This is a genomic window from Chroococcidiopsis thermalis PCC 7203, from assembly GCF_000317125.1.
Classification (GTDB): domain Bacteria; phylum Cyanobacteriota; class Cyanobacteriia; order Cyanobacteriales; family Chroococcidiopsidaceae; genus Chroococcidiopsis; species Chroococcidiopsis thermalis.
The window spans coordinates 5,654,985-5,678,082 of sequence record NC_019695.1 but is presented as its reverse complement, the minus strand read 5'-3'; the positions used below and the strand labels follow the sequence as shown (position 1 = coordinate 5,678,082).

Genomic DNA, 23,098 nt, shown 5'->3' with positions numbered 1-23,098 from the left:
TGAGCGAACAGCGGATTAATATAGCTCGACAATTATTAACGTCACATCCGTAGAATCCACGATATTTCTCGCTCGATGCGCAAATATCGGTCAAATAATCGAAAATAAATAAATTATTAAAGTAAATAGCTATTTTTGTCGTTTTTTGCGGCTAAACTTACGTAATTTCTCTCAGAGAGTTTTGAGAAATACTTGCTTATTTTAGTAATCAGTCACAGCAATAGTTGAACCTAAAATTGAATGGCATGAGTTAAAAAATCTCTGGTTGATTAATTTAACTGAAGTGATTTTTTAGAGCCATCAAGTAGTTTTTTATTAGGAAAAGCTATCTGGACTTAGAATGCATAGACTAATGCAAGTTTATTTCTAAGCAGTACTTTGCTGTGTCCTAGTTGAAAAATTCACCAAGATTTAATTTGAAAGGAGTAGCTTATGAATTGGCGTTTAGCTTTAGCTAGTAGTCTTGCTGTGTTGAGTACTGCATCTTTCATCCCCGTGGCAAATGCAGCACCAACAACCCAAGATGTTCCATTTAACGGCACTGTTGCAGGAAGCTGTGTATTTTCTGGGACTGTCGGCGGTACTCTCGGTCAGGTTATGCCCAAATATGGCTGGGTTGAATCTAGTGGAGGTATTCCTGGTTTAACACCTGGTCTCCCTGCTGGTCAAACAATGATTAATTGCAATTCTCCCGCTCAACTGAGTACTTCTGTTCCAGTAGCAGTTAGCGTCCCTGCTAGTTTTAATCCACAGAAGTTACAATCTATTGTTTACGATGGGGCAAACTATACTACTGCCTATTCCGGTGGTAGTACTTTTGATAGTGGTGCTTGGAACAAGTCTACGACTCCCATAACAATTCCTTCTGGTGTTGATGTTCCACTCCAAGTCGGTATGGTTGCCGGTACGAGAAGCTTTACTTCTGACGTTCCTAGCGGCACTTACCAATATATGGTTACTTTGACTGCAACCCCTAACTAATGCTATGACTGATTTGCTTAATTAAAAGCAATTGAAAAGTGACGAACTTGGTTTGAAAAAACCAAGTTTCGTTGCTAAATGGAGTTGCGCGTGCGTAACTAACAACGGTAATAGTTATAGTTATTGTGATAAAACCATTGATGAATGTTGCTGCCATCGGTCGCTGTTCGTTACTAGGTAGTTGTTTGCTATCTAGCTTTTTATTGTGGGGCAGTGTTGCCCGCGCAGATATTGCTATTACTCCTATGGTCGTGGAGACAGAAGCTAAACGGGGTCAAGCACAAGGTACGATGACTGTTTACAATCAAGCGCCGGAAGCTTTTCGCGCCCGCGTTTACACTGCTCCCTTTACTTACGACAAAGAACAAGGGTTTCAGGCTTTGAAATCTAGCCCTAACGATCTGAGTCCCTATTTGCAATTCTCTCCTACAGAGTTAGTCGTTCCTAGCTCTGGTAAGCGGAAAATTCGTTTCATTGTAAGGTTTCCACCTAACTTACCAGATGGTGAATATCGCACCATGATTTTTACAGAAAATCTCCAAGCAACCAAAGTTACGCAAACTAACCAGGCAAATCAAGTCACGTTCATCACTTCTGTTGTGCCGCGCATTGGTGTCACGGTCTACGTCCGTAAAGGAGATGTGTTACCAAATCTCGTTGCTAATAGTGCCAGGTTTAACCCAAAATCGAACCAAGTGCAATTACTCGTGCAAAATACAGGCAAAGCTTCTGCCGTTGTTGCGGGAAATTGGACGTTGAAACAAGGCAAGCAAGAGATTTCTACAGGTAAAATTAACGATACGACTGCGATCGCCCAAGGAGAACGCTATCTATTAATTTCTCCTCAAACTCCCCAGCAAACTAAGTTAGCACCAGGAGAGTATCAACTCTCTGGCGAGTTGAAATGGGGTGAGGGCAAGACAAACCACACTCCCTTTAGCGTTAGCTTCACCGTACCGCAGTAATTAAGGTTAGTCATTAAGGTGGCGTGACAGTGACGCTGAGATTCAGGCGATAATTATAATTTCCTGGGGTAAAGGCAACAGGACGCTCTACCCGCATCCGCACTTCTAAATCCGTGTTACCTGTGGGTAAGTTGGCAGTATTATTTTGACTATCGCTGCTTAGGCTATTCGCTCCAAAGTTCAGAAAACCTACCCGCGTCGTCCCCTCTGGATCGTCTGACGCTCCTTCTACCAAATTCGGAGATAAAATACTAATCTGAGCCGCTAGCTCTGATGGTACGTTAACGCTCAGGGTCGCTGGTGCAGTTGACTGCAATATTTTCATATTCCCCAACATCGGCTCTACAATGCCAGGGTTAACATTGCTGAATGCTACTTGAGGTGCTTCTTGAGCGATCGCGGCATAATTACCAAAGCCTACCAAGATCGCTCCAGTGATAAATAATGTTAATCGGTGTAGCATTCGGCTCAGAATATGTGAATATCGATTGACTTCACTCCAGCGATCGCGAGAGTGTCAACCGGGAATATGGCATTTTCCAGTTATGAGTGTCAAGGATATCGAGCCGAAATCACCTTACACTTTGCGATCGCCTTAACCTTTGGTTAAACGAATATGCTCCATAATTCGCTTCTTGCGGTCTTCTGAGTTGAGTGACGGTTTAATAAAATCTCCCGTACTGCGAGATAAATGTTCCATAATCTGCCGTTGCCGATCTGATGCTTCAGCCATGAGCGAGTTAATCTCCAATGCTACTATTTTTATCAATACTTCATATTATTTTACGTAAATTCATGAATTTTGGAAACGAGCGGTTATCAGTAGCTAGTGGCTAGTGGCTAGTGGCTAGGAGACAGTTCTACTACTCGTGAAATTGACGCTCCTTGAGTGTTATCAGTAGCTAGTGGCTAGTGGCTAGTGGCTAGGAGACAGTTCTACTACTCGTGAAATTGACGCTCCTTGAGTGTTATCAGTAGCTAGTGGCTAGTGGCTGGACTCCTTTCTAGTTACTAGCCACCAGTCACTAATCACTAACGATTTATGAATTATTGGTTGATGAAATCAGAACCACAGACTTACAGCATTTCAGACCTCGATCGCGATCGCACCACAATTTGGGATGGGGTACGCAACTATCAAGCTCGCAACTATTTGCGTCAAATGCAAGTAGGAGATTTAGCTTTTTTCTACCACTCTAATGCCACACCCCCAGGAATTGTGGGTTTGATGCGAGTTGTCACACCTGAAGTTATCGATCCGACGCAGTTTGACTCTAGTAGCCCCTACTATGACCCAAAATCGGACTCTCATTCTCCGCGCTGGTACACAGTTAAAGTGGAATTTGTCAAGGTTTTTCCTCGATTTATTTCCTTACCTACGTTGAAACAAAAATTTAGCCCAGAAGAACTAGGCGTAGTCAAACAAGGTAATCGATTATCAGTAATGCCCGTTACCGAGGCGATCGCCCAAAGAATACTAGCATTGGCTCAGTAAGTATTTGTCATTTGTCATTCGTCATTTGTCATTTGCAAGTAGCTAGCCACCAGCCACCAGCCACTGATAACTGATTTCTCAAAATCGCAAAATCTCGCGATCGTAATTGATTGGGGTGGGTTCGATTTCCCAAACTAAACCTTCGCCTGGAGCAAGAGAGACTTCGACAAATAGACATTCTACAGGTTTGCTAGCTGTGTCTTCGTTGCCTTCAAATGCTTGTAAGTCTTCAGTTAATAAACGTAGTGTAAATCCGGCAGGAATGGAATCGCCCATAGCATGACGTAACTCAAATCGCCAGACTCCCCCTGTACGAGGCATCACTCTTAATTCATACTGCTGCTGGGCAATAATCATGTGGCGAGTCAGCAAAACTTCTGGAAAAAATTGTGTCGTCCCTCTTGCAGCCGCCACGATCGCTGGTTGCCAGGTGCTTTGTCCCCATCCCATCTGTCTTGCTGCGTCCGATACTCCTGTTTGCAGCCATTCTAAAACCGACCACTGTTCGGGATGTCCCAAACGGTGATGGTAAAGTTTTTGTCGCCAACCGCCATGCGAGATTAACGCGCCCCATAATTGAAACGGTACTGCCAAGCGCGGACTCACAACTTCTGAGCTTCCCAGGCGGGGAATTAAATTTTCTACCTGTGCTAAGGGAATGACAGGTAAAGTTGCAACTGTCCGGCGTGTCGTTTCGGTAATACCGAGTTGTCTGCTTACCCACAATACGCTCATGTTCTGAATTACATGGGCTTCATCTAGGCAATAGCTGCGGTCTTGGGAATCGTAGCTACCATTTTGTTTGAGTTGTTCGTGAGTAGCATAACCCCAAACTCTAATAGATGCGCAATCGGGGTCTACTTGTACGCCAAAGTAATAATCAGCAACCCAGTCAGGAATGTCTACCCATTCTTGAGGCACGCGCAGTTCGCTTAAATCAATTGTCTCTGTTGGAATTAAGACGATCCGCAGCCTGTCCCAAGCTACGCCCGTCCCATTCACAAATTCCCAGATGCTAGGTAAAGCGGTGAAACTCGGTACAGCCAGAGCTTTTCCAGCATGTTCTTCCCGCAACCAGGGTAATATAGTCTGGAGGCAAACTTGATTGAGATAGGCGTTCCAACGACTGCTGGGATGAGAACAAGCTTGGCTGCGCTGCCATGCCTGCGATCGCACTAAATCCGACACTTCCAGCCACACCTGTGTCGGATCGGTTAAAGTTAGCGAGCTAGGATCGAAGGTCATGAGGTAGACTCCATGAGCGAGGAGGGACGGCGGTAATGTACCTGCAACCATTCCTCTAAAACTGTGTTGATATTATTGAGTACCTCTGATGTCAGAGTAATATGCAATGTCTCTTGACTCCATTTTGCCAAAGCCAGTAACATGCTTTCTCTGGCTCTGGTGAGGCGGCGAGAAACTGTATATTGTTTGGTATCGATCGCCTTGGCAATTTCCTGTTGCGTCAGTCCCTGTCCGTAGTACATTTGCATAATTGTCTGTGCTTGCGAGTCCAGTTTGGCGATCGCTTCTGCTAAAACTGCCTGCATCTGAGTTTGTCGCGATTGCTGTTTTTTCTGTTCTTCAACAGCGATCATTTCGTTCAGGTAATTATCTTGCTCGAAGCTACCCAAATCGTCCAGAAATGCTCCTGATTCTTGTCCTGGTTTGGGAGCGTCGATCGATACGAGTGAGGGATAGAGGTAAGAGCGTGCGGCTTTGGCACAGGCAACAAGCCATTTTTCTAGCGTCTGAGCGTTACATTCTGTCCCTGATGGCTGGAGTTGGGTAATGCGTTCTTGATTGTAAAGTTTAGCGATCGCCTCCCAAGTCTCAGATTCCGGTTTGGGCAGTTGGCGGGTTCCCGTGGGCTGAGTCGGAACGTAAAGCGTTTTAAAGCAATTCCAAGCAAGGACGTAACGGTTAATAACATCTACACCAAGTCCGGCATTTTGTAAAGACTCTACCAGTCTTTTTTGACTTAAGCGACGCAGCAGCGACCAATTTGTCGAAATATCGACTTCCTGCTGTTGGCGCAGCAAATCTTTCAGGACGCTGCTAAAAATCGCACTGGCATAGTTTTTAAACCCGTAACCCAATTGGGGGTTAAAGCCTTTTAAGACCTTATCAAAACGGGCGATCGCCATTTGAAAGCAATCAGACAAGGTGTATTGGGATGAAGCAAAGCTGGCACTCGTTTTATGTGCCGTCCAGTAGCACACTTCCTGCAAGTAAGCGGTAAGGTGTGCCTTAGCTAGACTATCAGGCTGAGTTTGCCACAACTTATACCAATAAAGAACCCAATAGTTTTCCGCCGCCTCCATTTGCGGAGATTGTGCCAGCCTAGCTTGCATACTCCGCCGCAAGTGTGGGTCGCTGACCCAAGCACGGAAGCGGTCTGCGTCAAATTGCAGAAAGGTCGAAAAGATTTCGATAATGCCTTGACGGGGACGCATGAATCAATCGCTCACGTTAGTTGCATAACACAGCAGAGGTAAACCTATCAAATAAATGAAGGTAATTAACCACCTATATAAATAAAACCCACCAGTTCCACCTAATTTCAGTATTACAAAAGGAGAGATCCCTATGTTCGCACCAATCGCACTCAAAAGTAATATCTGCCAATGGTTAGAAAGCCTAGAAATTCACAATCCCAAATTCGCTCATCTGTTTTGTCAATTAATTCCCGCACGGTGTCCTTTTGAACGGACAATTAGCTTCTTTGGACGCAAGCTGGTTCACATTCCACCTCTATGTAAGTTAAATCCTTTCTACGAACAGATCGTTTACCTCCGCTTCAAGTGCCTGTGCTTCCTAGCAGACGAGTGCGGTGAAGATGTTACGGTTTATTGTTAAACGGCGGGAGTCGGGAGTCGGAGAGACAAGGGAGACAAGGGAGACAAGGGAGACAAGGAGGACAAGGGAGACAAGGGAGACAAGGGAGACAAGGAGGACAAGGGAGACAAGGGAGACAAGGGAGAATAATTATCATCCACAAATGACGAATGACAAATGACGAATGACGAATGAGAAATGATAAATGACGACACAGATTGGGTTATGGATGCGAAAGATAATTGCTAGCACTGTCCCAGGACTATTGTGGATGCATTCGGTGTTGGCGCAGGACGAGCTATTAACCCGTACTGAAGTTTTAGAAGTTAGATACTCTGTATAACCGCAGCGCGATCGCGGACAGATTGACTCTTTCACCTGTGCTATTTGGGATAAGGCGATGTCATTGTGGGATGTAACAGCGATCTGACCCATCATCTCCTACTCGGCACAGATGGAAAACCCTGAAAAACATTTTGAGGATCTGTTGAAATACCTTTCGGTTCTTCTTTAACGGTACACGGTACGATCTGCTCGAAACCAGGTGGGGGTTCTGTTTCTTCGCGGAATTGATCTTCTAAAGCGGCGATCGCCTGATTTCGGACTGTCAGAATCGTATTTTGTGCTTGTGGCGGGAGGCTATCGCTCGGTGTTTCCTCCGCCGTGCCTAAGTCAGCCGCTAGATTGCAGGCTTTGTAAAATCGCCTCAAGCTCATATCTTTTACAGCTGTCAATTCTCCTTGTTTCACAGCCGTGCGCTGTCCCGCATCTAAAACCACTACGCCTTCACCCCCAGAAGTGGCAACAGTCACGGGAACTTGGGGGTTTTCGGTCAAAACTCCAATTGATGTCATGTGTTTATCTGAGTTATGCTGCACCCATACGGCTGTTCCCGGCGCTGTGACTACAGCTTCTGGTGTCACAACAGTACCGCTCTCATCTCCAGGTGGAAAAATAAACAAGGCAGTACCGTTACGCAACTGAAAACTACGGCTACCAGGTACAAAGCGAAAAATAGCATTTCCCCCTAACCGCACCAGCGAACCTTCATTAAAAACTAAATCTGCTCTAGCGAGGGGATCGGTTTTGACTGCATCTAGAGGCTGAACCATGTCTGCAACTTGCGCCGATCGCGGCGGTTGGTTTTTCAGCCATAATTGAACTCGATTGACTAATTTATAAATTTCTGCTTGAGTCAACAAATCTGACTGCGCGAGCGCTAGACTGCCGAACATGGCTACCAGATTACCTGCGATAAATCCTGGCGCGAGCAAACGTTGCCACCATTTCATCAAAATTATCTTCTCCTTAACTTGACTGTAATTTACTGTCTCAGGAACTTATACAACTCGGTCAAAGTCTTTTATGGAAGGGAGCAGGGAAAAAGAGAGCTGAGGGAGCTGAGGAGGCTGAGGAGGCTGAGGAAGCAATTCAAAATTCGCGCATTCAAAATTTCCCACTCGCCTCTTGCCTCTTGCCTCTTGCCTCTTCTCGCACACCCCACACCCTTTCTTCACGCTCTTACTGATAACTGACTGACAGCTAAGTGCAAAGGAAGAAATTACTATGAAAATCGATCGCATCCTCAAAACTGGTTGCAGCGGTTTAATTTTAGCTGCAAGTTTCGGATGGTTTTGTATGCCTGCCCAAGCCGATAAGATTATTCAAATTAACACGCAAATTACCGGACAGGATGGTAATAGCAACACTTCGGTCCAACAATCCTCTCAAACTGCCGAAATTGATAAAAAGGGGATAAAAACGAAACTCGATCGCTCCGGTGACTACGACTATTTGCACGATTCCTCCGAGTCTTCTCGTCAAGACAAGCATAATCGAGGCAATCACCAACAAACCAATCGCAATGACAAGAAAAACACTTCTGTCGATCGCGGCGTTACTGTTTATCCTCGCTAGTACCTGCGATCGCTAGTAGCTTCAGAAATTTCTCAATGCTCTAGCGCGATCGCGTCAAATGTAAGCCTACACTGCGATCGCCTTTTCTTTTTCTTTCTAGTCTCAAAAAAATTTTGCTTTCTTTCCGAAATGAGGCACAACTTTTCTGATTAACTGTAATAGTGATGCAGCAAGTAACCAAAAACACTTGCTCGTCTGTGGAACAAATCTCTAAAAACCTCCGACATGAAGGCTATCGTCCTTCTGAGGACAACAACCAAGTGCAAGTGAAGTAATAAAAATGACAAACAACAATCTCAGAACCAATCTTAACGCCGGACTCAAAACAGGTTTAGTTGGATTAATCGCTGCCGCTGGCTTTGGTCTGATTGCTCTGCCCGTCAAAGCTGACGAAATTAACCAAGGTAACACGCAAACCACCGGACAGGACGGCTACAGCAACACCTCTGTCAACCAAAATACCCAAACGGGCGAAATTGAGGAAACTGAAACAAGATTTGGTCGTCCAGATCGTAGAGAAGGTCGTCCCGATCGCAACTCCATCAACCAAGGCAACGACCAACTCACCGATCAATATGGTGATGGTAATACTTCTGTCAACCAAAACACTCAAGATGGACGGATTCGCCGCGACCGCTTTGAGGTTCGCGATCGCTAAATCCTAATTCCCATCCTGCAATAGGTTGGGTCATGCTCCTCACACACAGCTGTAATGCGATCGGATTTGACGACCCTCAACTATAGAACTAATCTGAAACCGATCTTAGTCGAAGGAAGTCACGCACATGCTAAACACCACTTCACATCCAGAAGTGAAGAGAATTTTCTCAACTTGTTTGCTCGGTCTTGTTGCTGCTACTGGAATTGGATTGAATTCCCTTCCCGCGCGTGCCGATGTCACCAGTCGTAGCAGTTCTTCTAACAGTGCAACAGCGAGCGATGGTGGCAGCGTCAACCAAAGCACTCGGCAAACGAATATCATTCACAGTGACGGTTCGGGAAATCATACATCAACTCAAAATTCCCGTGTCAGTGGCTCTGCAAGCGGTGAAAACAACCGCATAGATCAACAAATCGACCAATACAGCGACCAAGATCGACGTGGTGACAGCACGAACAGTACCACCAGACAAAACGCTCAAAGCGATGCTGTGACGAACGGAACCGATAACCGCATCCAGCACAAGATCGACCAATTCATTCGACGAAGATAAGAATTTGCTGTAGAGATGTTACATGTAACGTCTCTACAGCCCAACAACTAACAACTAAGTGCAAAAAGAAGGAAAAAACTATGACAACCATCAAATCTACTGTTAAAGCTGGTCTAGTCGGAATTATTGCTGCTGCTGGTTTTGGATTGCTGGCTCTGCCTGCTAAAGCAGACGAGATTAACCAGGATTCAGTCCAAACCACAATCCAAGAAGGAAATAACAACACTTCTGTTAACCAAAGCACTCAAAACGCTGAAATTGATAAATCTGAAAGAAGATTTGGACGGCGTGGTGGTGCAGAGCGTTCGAGAGATGTTATCAATCAAACCTCCGATCAATTGACCGATCAATTTGGTAGCGGTAACACTTCTGTCAACCAAAACACTCAAGATGCTCGAATTCGCCGCGATGTATTTAATCGTCGTTAAACAATCGTTCATTGTTAATGGTTAATGGTTAATCGCCATCAACCATTAACCATTAACAATTAGCTAATAGTGCAGGTATCTGCTCATGATGAACAAAAAATCGATTTCAGTCTTGGTTGCCTCTATTTTTCTGGTGTTACCAATGGAAATGGCGAAAGCAGGCAACGTAGAAATTCGGTCAAGCAACGGGGGGTCAACGGTCGTTCGAGGTGACGACATCCGCGTGACCAACGGCAACTCTCAAGTTACAATTCAACGCAATCGTCCAGCCGTGAGAAGTAGCAACCGCTGGCGGCGGATCTACAATACCCGTACCAGACGCAGCCCGTGGAGTGTCAGTCCCCAAGTCCGGCGGACGCAAACCAGTTGTAGAGGCGGTAGTACATACAGTCACCAAAGTTCTTCCACAACCACTTCTTCTGGTGGTGGAGTCAGCCGCACTCAAAGTTCTTCCACAACCACTTGCAGATAGCCGTCGGTAAATAGGAGCTAAAAGTGCGGTTTAAATTCTGGTTACTCGGCTTACTCAGCGTTACCACTTTATCTGTGGCTGCTTGCGCGATCGAGCAACCTCGTGCAATTGATAATTCTCAAGTTCTGAGAACTCGAACTGATTGTAACAAGGGGAATTATAGCCACCAGCGATCGCAAACCACTGTTTCTTCTGGTGGCGTTTCTCGCACCTATAGTTCTTCATCAACAACGTGCGAATAACACTACAAATCGACATTCCACACTAGGAGAAAAAGTGAGATTTATGAGATTTAAATTTTTGTCCCTTGGTTTATTTTCCCTTTCTACTGTATTGGCTTTAGGTACGACAACAATTAAACCCGCCCAAGCTGTATGTACTGCAACTGACGTGAACGTGCAAGTGGGCGTATCTAGAGAGCCAGCCGAGCAAAACAACGAAGCTAGCGCCGAGTTTGACGAAAATTGCTACAACAACAATAGTACTCATACGTCTACTCAAGTCGGTCAAGGCGATCGCGTCAGACAAAATCGCCGCAGCGAACATAAACTAGGTGGTCGTGAAGGCGACAACAAATTGCGCGAAATGGGGATAGATACTCCAAATATTTATACTCCTGTCGATGTTCGCGTGAATGTACCTACTCCAGAAGGAGCTTTGGAACGCCGTTAAATCAGTTGTCAGTTATCAGTTATCAGTAGGGTGGGCAACGCCTACCTAATGCTTGATTTGATGCATCAATAAGATGGCTAAATCGCACGCAATCTTAATAACTGCCTTAATAACTGCAATAACCGCTCGCTATTCGTAGCATATTTCAACTTTCTTGAAGTTAATTCCACAAATCCCTTCACCCTTTTGTACACTTAGCTTATACAAAGGGGTTTTTCAGTTATCAGTTATCAGAAGGAGTCGTAAGGGCGGGTTCACCAAAGATCTCTAACTCCGACGAAGATTTCGGATGAACCCGTCCGTACAGGAGTCAGAAGAATGTAATTACAATCTCTTCCACGCACCACGCATCACACACCACTCAATTACCAATTACCAATTACCCATTACCACTCACTTTCTCCCTACTCACTTAAAGATGTTAATCGGATTCATAATTGCTGTTTTAGGACTAAGTTCGCCATTAAATTATTATCAAAATAATTTATCTTTACCATCAAATAGTCAAACAATTAAACCTATGAATTATTCAAGAAGCTATTCGTATTCTCACAGTGTTGCTAGTACTTATAGTCAATCATCGACTCAATCATCGACTCAATCATCGACTCAGTCGTCGCAGCAACAAACAACTGGAATCAGTTTGAATGCAACCGCACTGCGATCGCCTCACATTTTATCAGTGGCGATCGCCGGAAATACTCGTCTAACCGGGAAAGTCATGGTAGATGGGGTAGAAGTGAAAAAACTACAAGCAAGTCAAACAAGCTTCAATTTAGTGCCTTATTTAACAAAAGGAGACAACAAAGTTGAAATTGTGGGCGAGTATCGACCAGTTTCCTCTAACGTGGCGATTAAACTTTCTGGACCCGGAACACAAATATCACAGCAAGTCAGTGGCAACGGTAAATTAAGACAAACGCTCATTATTACCGTTCGTTAAGCTTTTTCAAAAACCTCTGATTTATTTGTGAATAATTAAGTTATAGGGTAGGCATCGCTTACCCTATTTTAGATTTGGTCTTGCATAACCATTCTACTTCGCTCCTAACTAATAATAAGAGTAGATAGGATGATAACTTTATACCCACCTCCCCCTCCACTTTGTCCGAGGAAAGGATCGCTATGGCTGACGGTAACAATAATAACGCCAATTTTTTAAAAATCGTTTATACCAAAGTCACAACCAACGGTCAAACTGAGTTAGTGCCACTTAAGCTCTACTCAGAAGTGCCGATTGAAGAAATTGCCTTGCCTGAAGTCAAAACTCCAACCGCAAATACGGCAACGGGAATGTTAATCGCTAATCGTTATTTGCTACATCGAGTTTTAGGACAAGGAGGGTTTGGACGGACATACCTAGCCTACGACCAACATTGCTTTAATAAGTTTTGTGTTTTAAAAGAATTTTTACCAGATTCAATTGCGACACATTGTTTACAAAAATCTCGCGATTTGTTTGAGCGAGAAGCAAGAATATTATATCAAATTTCTCATTATCAAATTCCTAAATTTTTAGCTTGTTTTGAAGATAACGGACGATTGTTTTTAGTGCAAGAATATGTTGATGGCAAGAATTATTCTCATATTTTACGAGACCGTCTACTAAAAACCGGACAAGCATTTTCTGAAGCAGAAATAGTTCAATGGCTTCAGCATTTATTACCTGTATTAGATTATATTCATCAACACGGAATCATTCACCGCGATATTTCTCCCGATAATATTATCTTTGATGGGGAGAAGAATTTACCCGTATTAATTGATTTCGGCGTAGGTAAGCAGGGAGTAGAAGCATCTGGTAATATGGCTGCTAATAACTCCGAGCAAGCCTATATTAACTATAAATCTATGGTGGGTAAAGTTGGCTATGCGCCCCACGAACAAATTCGGATGGGTCACTGTTCTCCTAGTAGCGACCTCTATGCTTTGGGAGTAACTGCAATTGTTTTATTAACTGGTAAAGCACCCCATGAATTGCTCGATCGCTATTCTTTAGAGTGGCTCTGGCAAGATTATAAACCCGTCAGTTACGGCTTGACTCAAATTCTGAATAAAATGCTTGCCGACAGACCGCGAGAGCGCTATCAATCGGCAATGGAGATACTTTCAGCAATGGGTGGAGCGCGATCGCAGCCTACTGTTATTAATCCACCTGGGACAGGATTTGTACCGCAATCGCCACAAAAACCTGTATTTCCCAGCCAACAACAGGCTTCTTTTTATCCGCAGACTACAGGTAATTTTCCCTCACAACCGCCACAAGTCACTCCACCTCCAATCGAGCAACGTTCCTCGCTGCATCCTGAATTTGTGAAACTTTGCCATCAAGAATTAACTAATTTTGTGGGACCAATTGCGAGTTTTCTCATTCGAGAAACTTTAGCTCAAAATCCTGGGATATCGGCTCATATGTTAGTAGAAGCTTTAGCCGAAAAGATTCCCAATCCACAACAGGCGATCGCTTTTCGCCGCCGTTTGCACTAGATTTTTGTACTAGATTTAAGTATATGTATATTGGTAGGGTGCGTTAAATAACGCACTCTATTGAGCTTTCAGCCCGATCGCGCGAGCGATAAGTAACTTGACAGATAGCGATCGCCCCCTGTAGTAATGCTGTAGTAGTGCTATTGTCTCACCCCTACTTTGCAGTATCATGACAATCGAGCAACTCTTCAACGGCGCGAATATCTTCGTTTTACCCTTTTGGGTATTAATAATTCTGCTGCCAAATTGGGGCGTAACCCGAAAGATAATGGAATCTTACCTCCCGTTCGTCGCCTTAGCAGTGTTATACGGCTTTTTCTTCGTCAACAGTCTCACTGCTGAAAACGCCCAAGCCTTATCCAATCCCCAATTAAAACTAGCAGATCTCGCTCAAATCTTTGCCGATCCAAAAGTCATGGCGACGGGATGGACTCATTATCTTGTCATGGATTTATTTGTCGGACGCTGGATTTACTGGGAAGGACAGCGCACCGGAGTCTGGACAATTCACTCTTTAGCTTTGTGTTTATTTGCAGGTCCTTTAGGCTTACTCTCCCACATTCTCACTAGCGCGATCGGTCAAAAGTTTTTTACTCGTACCGAAGATAGTAAGGTAGAAACTGTTACTACATCTAGCTGAATTGGTAGTTGGTAGTTGGTAGTTGGCTAGACTGATAACTGATAACTGAAGCAATGAGTCATCGGTAATGGGTAATTGGTAGTTGGCTAGACTGATAACTGACAACTGATAACTGATAACTGAAGCAAGAAAGAATTACACCCTGCTATATGCAACCAATTCGCACGTTTAATGTCTCTCCTCGCCTATCGCCGCGCCTCGAACCTCTCCGGCGACTGGCTTACAACTTACATTGGGATTGGAACGTTGAAAGCAAAGATTTATTTCGGCGCTTAGACCCCGATTTGTGGGAATCGAGCCACCATAACCCTGTATTAATGTTGGGTAACATTAGTCAAGCGCGGTTGCAAGAAGTGGAGGAGGATGAAGGCTTCTTGGCGCAAATGGATAGGGCTGCCCGTCAGCTAGATGACTACTTGCAAGAACGCACCTGGTATGATAAGCAACGCGGACAGAAGACGGGAGACGGTAGCCTGGCATCGCAGCACACGCTCCACGAATCTACGCGCTATGCCAAAGAGTGTTACGCTTATTTTTCGGCAGAATTTGGTTTAGTAGATTGTTTGCCCATCTACTCCGGTGGCTTAGGGGTACTAGCAGGAGATCATCTCAAATCTGCGAGTGACTTGGGTTTACCGTTGGTGGGTGTGGGCTTACTCTATCAGCAAGGCTATTTTGCCCAATATCTCAACGCTGATGGCTGGCAACAAGAACGCTATCCCATCAATGACTTTTATAATATGCCGCTGCACTTAGAGCGCAATCCTGACGGCTCTGAGATCCGCGTTGCAGTGGACTACCCTGGAAGAACCGTCTATGCGAGAGTCTGGCGCGTCCAAGTAGGGATGGTTCCGCTATACATGCTCGATACCAACATCGAACCGAATGGTGCATACGACCATAACATTACCGACCAACTCTACGGTGGCGACCTCGATATGCGCATCCACCAAGAAATTATGTTGGGAATCGGTGGCGTGCGGATGCTAAAGGCGTTGGGATATAACGTCACGGCATACCACATGAACGAAGGACACTCGGCATTCTTGGCATTAGAACGCATCCGCGTGTTGATGCAGGGTGAAGGTTTGAGTTTTACTGAAGCCAGACAAGTCGTAGCAGCAAGTAACCTATTTACCACCCATACCCCGGTTCCCGCAGGAATCGATTTGTTCCCCGCAGACAAAATGTTGTATTACCTGGGACATTATGCCGATGCATTCGGGTTGGGACGCGATGAGTTTTTGGGCTTGGGACGCGAAAATACTGGCGATCTGAGCGCGCCTTTTAGTATGGCAGTGTTAGCGCTAAAAATGGCGACTTTTGCTAACGGGGTAGCCCAGTTACACGGTGTCGTGTCACGCGAGATGTTTCAAGGATTGTGGCACGGTGTTCCAGAAGAAGAAGTGCCAATTACAGCCATCACTAACGGGGTTCACGCCCGTAGTTGTGTTGCTAAGTCAACCCAGGAATTATACGATCGCTATTTGGGTCCGAATTGGTCTTCAGCCCCCAGCGAGAATCAGTTATGGGAACGGATGGATGCAATTCCCGATGAGGAGTTGTGGCGCAACCACGAACGCTGTCGTCTGGACATGATCGTGTACGTCCGGGAGCATTTAGTCAAGCATTTGCGCGATCGCGGTGCTTCTCCTGCTGAAATTGCCGAAGCTCAAGAAGTTCTAGACCCCTATGCTTTAACCATCGGCTTTGCACGGCGCTTTGCTACCTACAAGCGCGCAACTTTATGGATGCGCGACTTTAAGCGGATCGAGAAAATTCTTACCAATAAAGACCGCAAAGTACAATTTGTCTTTGCAGGTAAGGCACACCCTAAAGATATTCCAGGCAAAGAACTGATTCGCGAGATCAACCGCTTTATTCGCGAACATGGGTTAGAGAAGCAAGTTGTCTTCGTCCCGAATTATGATATGCATATTTCGCGGTTGTTAGTTGCTGGCTGCGACGTTTGGCTCAACAATCCCCGCCGTCCCCGCGAGGCTTCCGGTACGAGTGGAATGAAAGCAGCGATGAATGGACTACTCAACTTGAGTGTCTTAGATGGATGGTGGGATGAAGCCGATTACGTCCGCACTGGTTGGGCGATTGGACATGGAGAAATTTACGACGATCCCAATTTCCAAGATGAAGTCGAAGCAAATGCCTTGTACGATTTAATCGAGCAGGAAGTTGCCAGACTATTCTACGATCGCGATACTGACAATCTGCCCCGCCACTGGATTGCCAAAATGAAGGATGCAATTCGGATTAACTGTCCGTTTTTCAATACTTCCCGGATGGTAGGCGAGTACGCCTTACGGGGTTATTTCCCAGCTAGCGATCGCTACTCTACCTTAACTGCCGATAAATTTGTCCCAGCAAAAGAATTGGCTCGTTGGAAAGCCGATTTAACCGAACACTGGAACTACATTAAAGTTGTCGAGATCGATATTGCCGAACCAGCAGAAATTCAAGTGAATCAAAATATTGCTGTCAAAGCCAGAATCGATCTTGCCACATTGTCCCCTGATAGCGTGCAGGTAGAACTGTATAAAGGTAACGTTGATGCTAGTGGGGAAATTGTCAACGGCGTACCAATTACGATGCAGTTTCAAGGTACAGATCCACAGGGGATGAGTATCTATACGGTTGAAATTAACTACACCACTTCTGGCTTACAAGGATTGTCATTACGGGTATTGCCAAAACACAAATATCTGTCCAATCCCTACGAGACGCGACTAATTCTCTGGGCGGAGGACTCTAGCGCCGTCAAGGTTAGCAGCTTGGACGGGCAAGGGAGCAGGGACAACAATGTACCCGCTGGTGCGATCGCCTAATACCCAGTTCCGCTCTAAACCCCAGTACCACCAATGCGCCGCTACATAAGCACAGATCAGACTATCTAACTGGTCTTCTACCGCTTTGAGGCTAGCAAGAGTCAGTGATGCGTGGCGATCGCTATTTAAAACCGATTGTATTCTCTTGTGACTCGTTATAGAGGGAATTTTGCCCCCCCTTTTTAAGGGGGGTTGGGGGGATCTCCGAGGATTGGCAACTCTCCTGGCTCAAAACCAGAGCAGGTTCTAGAGTTGACAAAACATCAACAATATGCCGGCGGAGTTTGAGCAATTCTAAGTAACGTTCCGCCAGCTTTCCTTTTTTATATTTAAGAATCCGGTCTAACTGGAATAAATGCACGATCGCAGGATGCGGAAACACCTCAATTTGGTAGCGTCCTGGCATTTGAGGCGTAATTTCTGGCGCGTGGTTAAATCCCCTAGCTTCTAAAGCTAGACCAAAATCTACTGTCCTTTGAGCAAAAGGTAGGCTGAGATTAGCTGGATAGCAACCAGCATGATATTTACCAAAATATTTGTGAGTGAGTTTGTCAGGTAAACGCATCCCTGTGGCGTTGGGGATTAGAGTCGGCGCGTCTACAGCAACAATGGCTGGTTCCTCTAGTTGTACCCAAGTATCGATCCAAGCGAGGATATCGGCAATAGATTCTCTACGATCTAAATCCAATAGTTGTAACTGCCCGTTTGTTAGTTCTAAACAACACAAACCGCTTGCACCAGAACTCCAACCCAAATCTATTCCTAGAAATTTCATCCGTTAAAGCGATCGCCTTACCAAGACTCACTCGTTAAATTGTAAATGGCACTATACACGGTCAGACTAAATGCAGGTTATTCGTCTCAACGCACTCTCTGATAACTACATTTTCTTACTTTACGAACCACAGCAGAATATAGCTGCTGTCGTCGATCCGGCTGAGGCTGAACCAGTTTTAAAACAACTGCAACAACTGGGTGCAGAATTAGTGGCAATTTTCAACACCCATCACCATCACGATCATGTGGGTGGAAATCAAAAGCTGATGCAAAAATTTCCCCAACTGACAGTTTATGGTGGAGTCGAAGATAAAGGCAGAATACCAGGACAAAAGGTGTTTTTACAAGAAGGCGATCGCGTTTCATTTGGGAATCGCACTGGCGAAGTTTTCTTCGTCCCAGGACACACCCGCGCCCATATCGCTTACTATTTTCCTCCTACCAGCGTCAACGAACCTGGAGAATTATTCTGTGGCGATACTCTATTTGCTGGAGGATGCGGGCGATTATTTGAGGGTACGCCGACCCAAATGGTAAACTCTTTGAGCAAATTACGAAATTTACCCGATAATACCCGGGTTTGGTGCGCTCACGAATACACGTTGAAAAATCTGCAATTTGCCTTAACTGTAGATGGAAATAATTCAGAACTGCGATCGCGCTTTGCCCAGGTACAAGAGGCTCGCGATCGCAATCGAGCGACTGTACCATCATTATTGGGAATAGAAAAGCAAACTAACCCATTTCTCCGCTGGCAGCAACCCGAACTGCAAGCAGCAGTCAAAAGTCAAGATCCCGTGCAAACATTTGCTCGTTTGCGGGGCATGAAAGATAGATTTTAACAGTTATCAGTTGTCAATTATCCCCGATTTTGTAATTCCTGTTGCAAGACTTTTTGGTAGATTCGTGGCAAAGAACTGGTCATCGCGTTATCTTCAATTCCGTAACCGAGACTCGTCCAAGTACCGGAAAGCAGCCTTAACACTCGGTCTAACTTTCCTTGGCGCAATAATTCAGCAATATCCGTCCCCCACTCTTGCGAGTCGTTGAGCCAAGCATAAACCACCTTATCCTGATATCTTGCCTCAAAACTATAAGACTGCCAAAACAGAAAGCCAGAAGGCTGAGGGTGGTATCGAGGCGCAAGAGCATACCAAGTTGTATTTATCATTTGATATCGCCCCGCTGCGGTAGAGCAATTTCCCTTGTTAGGACCGTTGACAATTGTGATACAGCGTTCTGGATGACGGCTCAAATCGCTAACGCGCTGACCGCCATAGATTAGAGAATAGGGTCGAGAACCATTTGCCTCGCTAGCGGAGATCGTCCGCATTAAAGCCCGAATGTAAGGATCTCCCCCCTGCATCACCAGAGGAGGAAAATTACTCTCAAAAGTAGGATCGGGAGGCGATTTCTCTTGAGGTAAATGCCGCAGAAAGGAAAGTAAGACAAATGCAGCAATACCAGCGGCAACTAAGCGCCTTCTGCCGATTCTTAACAAGGGGGTGGTAATGGGTAATTGGTAATGGGTAATTGGTAGTTGACTATTATTGGTTGTAGACGCTGGCACTACACTGCGTGAAGGTTGTTGGTTGTCGGTCATTATTCTCCCTTGTCCTCCTTGTCCCCCTTGTCCCCCTTATCCCCCTTATCCCCCTATTTAAGCAACGCCTGCAAACAAATCCGCCAAATTCTTCTCTGGGGCTTCTGGTTTGGCGATCGCCTCGACAATTTTATTCCGCGCTGCTGGTTGAAATAAAGCTTCCACACAGATTTCAGCTACCTTGGTACGCGGAATGCTACCGCTTAAAGACAGCGTATCGGGAGAATATAACTCGATCTTATCTGCGTTATCTTCATTCTTTAACCCCCCAGGACGGACGATTGTATAAGTCAAACCACTTTTTTGAATGTACTCTTCCGCTTGCTTCTTCCAAACCAAAATTAACCAAAACAAGTTGAGTGGATGGAAGAATTGCGACGCACCAACCGAAGACACCAAAACAAAATGCTCGATGCCTTTGGCTTTAGAAACATCGACGAGATTTTTCGTGCCTTCGTAGTCTACTTTATAAGGTGCTGTGGGGTCGAAGCCCGGTTTTGCTCCTGTCGCACACAAAACGACCGTACTATCTGCGATCGCAGCTTCTAAGCTACTTGGCTGTAGCACGTCACCCTGCACCAATTCGGCAGTATTAGGTAGAATTGCTCTAGCCGAGTCCAAGTTTCGCACCAGCGCCCGCACGGGAATATTTCGTGCCACGAGTTGCTGGACGATCCTGCGACCTGTCTCACCTGTTGCGCCTGCTACAAATGCTTTCATAGTGATTATGTTAAATAAACGACAGTTATTTGTCCTGCTATCTCTAAATTTTAAATTTGATAAACATTTGATGAACTCTGCCAGATTGACGTTTTGTTTTAGTAAAGATCGAGTTGGGAACAGCAACCTCTAACTTATCGTGGGCATCCTGAATATAGAGACCAGATTAGACACAAGGGCTTTTATGCTGTCAAGCAATCGCGAATACCAATACATGGAGGCTTCAGAAACGGTTTGGGATGCAGCAGCCGTGCCAGAGGTAGAAGTACCAGCCGAGAAACTAACTCGTTTTCACGGTCAGTTTACCGACTGTATGGAAATGTATGCTGACGTGCATACTGTTGCCGAATATCTTAACGCCCATCAGGGTTGGTTTTGTCGCTGCGCTCAGCCGATGACAGTAGAGCCACTTGGCGCTAACGGTTATGCCTTGACAGTCGGTCGCTTTGGTGCCTTCAATTACGAAGTAGAACCTAAAGTCGGTTTGGAACTTCTACCTCCAGAGTCAGGCGCTTATCGAATTAGAACGATCGCCATTCCAAATTACGTTGCTCCTGGCTACGACGTAGACTTCAAGGCAGTGATGAATTTAGTGGATGCTAGTACTAACAGTCATTACAGCGGTGTCGTTACTGGAGTCGAGTGGGAACTCGATTTATCGGTTTATTTGCATTTTCCCAAGTTCATTCAGCGCTTGCCGCAATCTGTCATTCAAGCTACAGGCGATCGCCTCTTGAATCAAATCGTGCGTCAAGTCTCCCGCCGTCTAACTCACAAAGTACAGGAAGATTTTCACACGTCCTTCAATTTAACTTTTCCCAAAAAATCGAAGCGCCGTCATAGTTAATATTAGAGCGCGATCGCGCTCTAACACCAAATGCGATTACTGTTTAGTGATAATTCTCTGGACAATTTGTACTCCACTTACGGCTTGCCAACTAAATAGAGCTAAAATCGTGGCATTTAGGACAATATGGGTGTATCTCGCCCAATCTTGTCCTTTTTGCATGAAAGGGGACAAGCTAGCAGAAATAGCAATCATTCCTGTCATACCCAATCCCGCTAAAAGGTGAGGTCCAACGAATAGCTTGCCGTTATTAATGTAAGTCACAGCCATTGCACCAATCGCACCCAATACCATCAGCGCCAAAATCACCGAACCAACTTGGTAGTGTTTGACATTGTATCTGCCTTTGAGCAGCTCTTTCTTTTTCTCGCCTTCAGCAGTTCTTGCCCGTCGCCACTGTATACCCAAATAGAGCGCATAAATTGACACTCCTAGTAAGATCCACATCAAGACTGGATGGAAAAAATTGAGCCAGAACTTGACTTCTGGGGAGAGTAGAGTATTCATCGTGCGTTCACCTGGCTTTAAGAATCTTTATAAAAATTATAGTAGGGAGTCGGTAGGGGCGCACTGCTTTGCGCCCGTACAGAGGAGTCGGGAGTAGAGGAGCGGAGGGAACAATTCAAGTCACAAGTCGCAAGTCACAATGAATTCCGAATTCTCCTCACTCACCACGCACCACGCTTTATGAGATGATTATGAGCATGGATAGTCGTGGTGTCTCCTTAATTCGAGCGGTAAAAAGTGGCGACGTTGGGCAGGTAACAGCGCTACTCGATCGCGGCGCTGACCCTAACGAGTGCGATCGAGAGGGTACGACAGCCTTGATGTTTGCCGCTCAACTTGGATATAGAGAAATCGTTCGCGTGTTGCTCGATCGCAATGCCAATCCCAATATCCACCGGCAACTTTTTGGCATTACGGCTTTGATGTTAGCGGCTGCCTCTCACCGTCTCGACGCGATCGAACTCCTGATTGCGAGGGGAGCAGATGTTAATGCTGGTAATGACGATAACAGCACAGCCTTGATGGTAGCAGCTGCCAAAGGAGATCTCGAAGTCGTACAAATCTTGTTACAAGCAGGTGCAGATGTCAATACTAGAGACAAAGATGAGGATACAGCACTGCTCCTAGCTATCCAGCACGGACACGATCGCGTCGTCCAAGCTTTACTCGTTGCAGGGGCAGATCCAAACCAAACCACAGCAGGCGAAACAGCTTTAACTCTAGCAACAGCAACAGCTAACACTCAGCTAGTCAGAATTTTGCTGGCACATGGTGCAGCAGTGAATGGCAAAAATTGGGAAGGTAGAACGGCACTCATGCAAGCTGCGCAAAGAGGTGATGTTGCCGTAACTCAATTGTTGCTAGCTAAAGGTGCTGAGCTGAATTCAAAAGATGATGCTGGCGAAACAGCTCTCACATTGGCAGTAGACGGAGGAAACCTAGAGATTGTCAAAGCCTTGTTGGAAGCCGGTGCTGACGTGAAGGCAAGGACGGAAGATGGTAGTACGGTAGTCGCGATCGCAGCAGCTAGCGGACAGGGAGCGATCGCCTCTGCTTTGCTTCTATACGGCGCTGACATTAATGCTAAGGACAAAGATGGAGAGACCCCCTTACATTTGGCTACCGTTGAAGGCTACGCTGATGTAGTAGAGACCCTACTCGATCGCGGTGCTGATGTCAATGTCAAAAATCAACTTGGCGATACTCCGCTACTGGTAGCAGCTTTGCAAGGACACAGCCAAATTGCTGAAGCATTGCTGCGGCGGGGTGCAGACCCTAATGTCAGAAATTTAGACGAAACTCCCCTCAACCTTGCCGCTAGCCTCGGTCGCACTGAGACAGTCAGAGTATTGTTAAACTATGGCGCAGACCCAAATATCCAAACAGCAGACGGTAAAACCCCGCTGATGAAAGCAGCAGACCGCAACCAGATCGGTGTGATGCAAAAGCTATTAAAAAAAGGCGCAGATGTAAATCGCCAAGATGCAGCCGGAGCCACAGCTCTGATGTGGGCAGCCCATCGAGGTTACAGCGAAGCCGTAGAATTATTATTAAATGCAGGGGCAGATGTTCATTTAAAAAATCGTGGCGGACATACAGCACTGACGATCGCCGAGTTTAACGGTTATAAAAATGTGGTGCGATCGCTCCAAGCCCTTGAGGGTAAGTCGTAAGTCAAAAGTCAAAAGTCAAAAG

29 protein-coding genes and 1 pseudogene are annotated in these 23,098 nt (G+C 45.6%); 20 read left to right on the top strand and 10 right to left on the bottom strand.

Going from position 1 to position 23,098, the window contains the following annotated elements; all coding sequences use genetic code 11:
• Positions 1-432 precede the first annotated feature (432 nt).
• Complete coding sequence (locus tag CHRO_RS24790; RefSeq protein ID WP_015156974.1) at positions 433-981, top strand: hypothetical protein; 549 nt, start codon at positions 433-435, stop codon at positions 979-981.
• A gap of 140 nt (positions 982-1,121) precedes the next feature.
• Positions 1,122-1,946 (top strand): hypothetical protein, encoded by an 825-nt coding sequence (locus CHRO_RS24785; protein ID WP_015156973.1) that lies wholly within the window; start codon positions 1,122-1,124, stop codon positions 1,944-1,946.
• 13 nt (positions 1,947-1,959) lie between these two features.
• Here CHRO_RS24785 and CHRO_RS24780 read toward each other — a convergent pair whose 3' ends face one another.
• Positions 1,960-2,409 carry a hypothetical protein gene (locus CHRO_RS24780; protein WP_015156972.1) on the bottom strand — a complete coding sequence of 150 codons (450 nt, stop codon included), beginning with the start codon at positions 2,407-2,409 and terminating at the stop codon, positions 1,960-1,962.
• A 132-nt stretch (positions 2,410-2,541) separates the two neighbouring features.
• Positions 2,542-2,679 carry a hypothetical protein gene (locus tag CHRO_RS32865; RefSeq protein WP_015156971.1) on the bottom strand — a complete coding sequence of 46 codons (138 nt, stop codon included), beginning with the start codon at positions 2,677-2,679 and terminating at the stop codon, positions 2,542-2,544.
• Positions 2,680-2,988: 309 nt separating this feature from the next.
• On the opposite strand from CHRO_RS32865, the gene CHRO_RS24775 reads away from it, so the two are divergent.
• Positions 2,989-3,441 carry an EVE domain-containing protein gene (locus CHRO_RS24775; RefSeq protein WP_015156970.1) on the top strand — a complete coding sequence of 151 codons (453 nt, stop codon included), beginning with the start codon at positions 2,989-2,991 and terminating at the stop codon, positions 3,439-3,441.
• A gap of 78 nt (positions 3,442-3,519) precedes the next feature.
• Here CHRO_RS24775 and CHRO_RS24770 read toward each other — a convergent pair whose 3' ends face one another.
• Together CHRO_RS24770 and CHRO_RS24765 are read right to left on the bottom strand one after the other, a co-directional pair.
• A complete protein-coding gene (locus tag CHRO_RS24770; RefSeq protein ID WP_015156969.1) occupies positions 3,520-4,686 on the bottom strand; it encodes a DUF1822 family protein in 1,167 nt (388 codons plus the stop codon).
• Complete coding sequence (locus CHRO_RS24765; protein ID WP_015156968.1) at positions 4,683-5,897, bottom strand: sigma-70 family RNA polymerase sigma factor; 1,215 nt, start codon at positions 5,895-5,897, stop codon at positions 4,683-4,685. The genes CHRO_RS24770 and CHRO_RS24765 overlap by 4 nt, the downstream gene beginning before the upstream one ends.
• 133 nt (positions 5,898-6,030) lie before the next feature.
• Between CHRO_RS24765 and CHRO_RS30905 the strand changes: the two genes are divergently transcribed.
• Genes CHRO_RS30905 through CHRO_RS32860 form a run of 3 tightly spaced genes read left to right on the top strand, consistent with a single transcriptional unit; the run spans position 6,031 to position 6,622 of the window.
• Positions 6,031-6,300 (top strand): Mo-dependent nitrogenase C-terminal domain-containing protein, encoded by a 270-nt coding sequence (locus tag CHRO_RS30905; protein WP_015156967.1) that lies wholly within the window; start codon positions 6,031-6,033, stop codon positions 6,298-6,300.
• Positions 6,281-6,460, top strand: coding sequence for a hypothetical protein (locus CHRO_RS30900; RefSeq protein ID WP_181824232.1), 180 nt, complete (start codon positions 6,281-6,283; stop codon positions 6,458-6,460). Before CHRO_RS30905 ends, CHRO_RS30900 begins: the two co-directional genes overlap by 20 nt.
• 24 nt (positions 6,461-6,484) lie before the next feature.
• A complete protein-coding gene (locus CHRO_RS32860; RefSeq protein WP_015156966.1) occupies positions 6,485-6,622 on the top strand; it encodes a hypothetical protein in 138 nt (45 codons plus the stop codon).
• Positions 6,623-6,713: 91 nt separating this feature from the next.
• Here CHRO_RS32860 and CHRO_RS30040 read toward each other — a convergent pair whose 3' ends face one another.
• Positions 6,714-7,571, bottom strand: a complete 858-nt coding sequence (locus tag CHRO_RS30040) for a FecR domain-containing protein (RefSeq protein ID WP_015156965.1) — start codon at positions 7,569-7,571, stop codon at positions 6,714-6,716.
• A 274-nt stretch (positions 7,572-7,845) separates the two neighbouring features.
• Between CHRO_RS30040 and CHRO_RS24755 the strand changes: the two genes are divergently transcribed.
• The 11 genes from CHRO_RS24755 (at position 7,846) to glgP (ending at position 16,949) form a co-directional block, all read left to right on the top strand.
• On the top strand, positions 7,846-8,196 hold the full coding sequence (locus tag CHRO_RS24755) for a hypothetical protein (RefSeq protein ID WP_015156964.1): 351 nt from the start codon (positions 7,846-7,848) through the stop codon (positions 8,194-8,196).
• A 280-nt stretch (positions 8,197-8,476) separates the two neighbouring features.
• On the top strand, positions 8,477-8,854 hold the full coding sequence (locus CHRO_RS24750) for a hypothetical protein (protein ID WP_015156963.1): 378 nt from the start codon (positions 8,477-8,479) through the stop codon (positions 8,852-8,854).
• A 127-nt stretch (positions 8,855-8,981) separates the two neighbouring features.
• Positions 8,982-9,410, top strand: a complete 429-nt coding sequence (locus CHRO_RS24745) for a hypothetical protein (RefSeq protein WP_015156962.1) — start codon at positions 8,982-8,984, stop codon at positions 9,408-9,410.
• Between the two features lie 80 nt (positions 9,411-9,490).
• Positions 9,491-9,838, top strand: coding sequence for a hypothetical protein (locus CHRO_RS24740; protein ID WP_015156961.1), 348 nt, complete (start codon positions 9,491-9,493; stop codon positions 9,836-9,838).
• An 85-nt stretch (positions 9,839-9,923) separates the two neighbouring features.
• On the top strand, positions 9,924-10,310 hold the full coding sequence (locus tag CHRO_RS24735; RefSeq protein WP_015156960.1) for a hypothetical protein: 387 nt from the start codon (positions 9,924-9,926) through the stop codon (positions 10,308-10,310).
• A gap of 23 nt (positions 10,311-10,333) precedes the next feature.
• On the top strand, positions 10,334-10,552 hold the full coding sequence (locus tag CHRO_RS24730) for a hypothetical protein (RefSeq protein WP_041462624.1): 219 nt from the start codon (positions 10,334-10,336) through the stop codon (positions 10,550-10,552).
• Between the two features lie 43 nt (positions 10,553-10,595).
• On the top strand, positions 10,596-10,982 hold the full coding sequence (locus CHRO_RS24725; RefSeq protein ID WP_051033303.1) for a hypothetical protein: 387 nt from the start codon (positions 10,596-10,598) through the stop codon (positions 10,980-10,982).
• 289 nt (positions 10,983-11,271) lie between these two features.
• The gene (locus tag CHRO_RS24720) at positions 11,272-11,925 is read left to right on the top strand and encodes a hypothetical protein (protein WP_015156958.1); all 654 of its coding nucleotides are present in this window, start codon (positions 11,272-11,274) and stop codon (positions 11,923-11,925) included.
• Positions 11,926-12,107: 182 nt separating this feature from the next.
• Entirely contained in the window at positions 12,108-13,469 is a 1,362-nt protein-coding gene (locus CHRO_RS24715; RefSeq protein ID WP_015156957.1) for a serine/threonine-protein kinase, read from the top strand.
• Between the two features lie 169 nt (positions 13,470-13,638).
• Complete coding sequence (locus CHRO_RS24710) at positions 13,639-14,109, top strand: ABA4-like family protein (RefSeq protein WP_015156956.1); 471 nt, start codon at positions 13,639-13,641, stop codon at positions 14,107-14,109.
• Positions 14,110-14,258: 149 nt separating this feature from the next.
• Entirely contained in the window at positions 14,259-16,949 is a 2,691-nt protein-coding gene (gene glgP / locus CHRO_RS24705) for an alpha-glucan family phosphorylase (protein ID WP_015156955.1), read from the top strand.
• On the opposite strand, the pseudogene CHRO_RS35105 reads toward glgP, so the two are convergent.
• Positions 16,905-17,051 (bottom strand): annotated as a pseudogene (locus CHRO_RS35105) (DUF429 domain-containing protein); the annotation flags it as partial. The gene glgP and the pseudogene CHRO_RS35105 overlap by 45 nt on opposite strands.
• A gap of 19 nt (positions 17,052-17,070) precedes the next feature.
• Complete coding sequence (locus tag CHRO_RS24700) at positions 17,071-17,724, bottom strand: DUF429 domain-containing protein (protein ID WP_084739188.1); 654 nt, start codon at positions 17,722-17,724, stop codon at positions 17,071-17,073.
• Between the two features lie 70 nt (positions 17,725-17,794).
• Between CHRO_RS24700 and gloB the strand changes: the two genes are divergently transcribed.
• Complete coding sequence (gloB, locus tag CHRO_RS24695; protein WP_015156954.1) at positions 17,795-18,568, top strand: hydroxyacylglutathione hydrolase; 774 nt, start codon at positions 17,795-17,797, stop codon at positions 18,566-18,568.
• A 17-nt stretch (positions 18,569-18,585) separates the two neighbouring features.
• On the opposite strand, the gene CHRO_RS24690 is transcribed toward gloB, so the two are convergent.
• Complete coding sequence (locus CHRO_RS24690; protein WP_015156953.1) at positions 18,586-19,329, bottom strand: glycoside hydrolase family 24 protein; 744 nt, start codon at positions 19,327-19,329, stop codon at positions 18,586-18,588.
• 57 nt (positions 19,330-19,386) lie between these two features.
• A complete protein-coding gene (locus tag CHRO_RS24685; protein WP_015156952.1) occupies positions 19,387-20,049 on the bottom strand; it encodes an NAD(P)H-binding protein in 663 nt (220 codons plus the stop codon).
• Positions 20,050-20,233: 184 nt separating this feature from the next.
• Between CHRO_RS24685 and CHRO_RS24680 the strand changes: the two genes are divergently transcribed.
• A complete protein-coding gene (locus tag CHRO_RS24680) occupies positions 20,234-20,896 on the top strand; it encodes a DUF1997 domain-containing protein (RefSeq protein ID WP_015156951.1) in 663 nt (220 codons plus the stop codon).
• Positions 20,897-20,932: 36 nt separating this feature from the next.
• On the opposite strand, the gene CHRO_RS24675 is transcribed toward CHRO_RS24680, so the two are convergent.
• Positions 20,933-21,403 carry a DUF4079 domain-containing protein gene (locus CHRO_RS24675; RefSeq protein ID WP_015156950.1) on the bottom strand — a complete coding sequence of 157 codons (471 nt, stop codon included), beginning with the start codon at positions 21,401-21,403 and terminating at the stop codon, positions 20,933-20,935.
• Positions 21,404-21,594: 191 nt separating this feature from the next.
• Here CHRO_RS24675 and CHRO_RS24670 point away from each other — a divergent pair, with 191 nt between their 5' ends.
• Complete coding sequence (locus CHRO_RS24670; RefSeq protein WP_015156949.1) at positions 21,595-23,076, top strand: ankyrin repeat domain-containing protein; 1,482 nt, start codon at positions 21,595-21,597, stop codon at positions 23,074-23,076.
• Positions 23,077-23,098 lie beyond the last annotated feature (22 nt).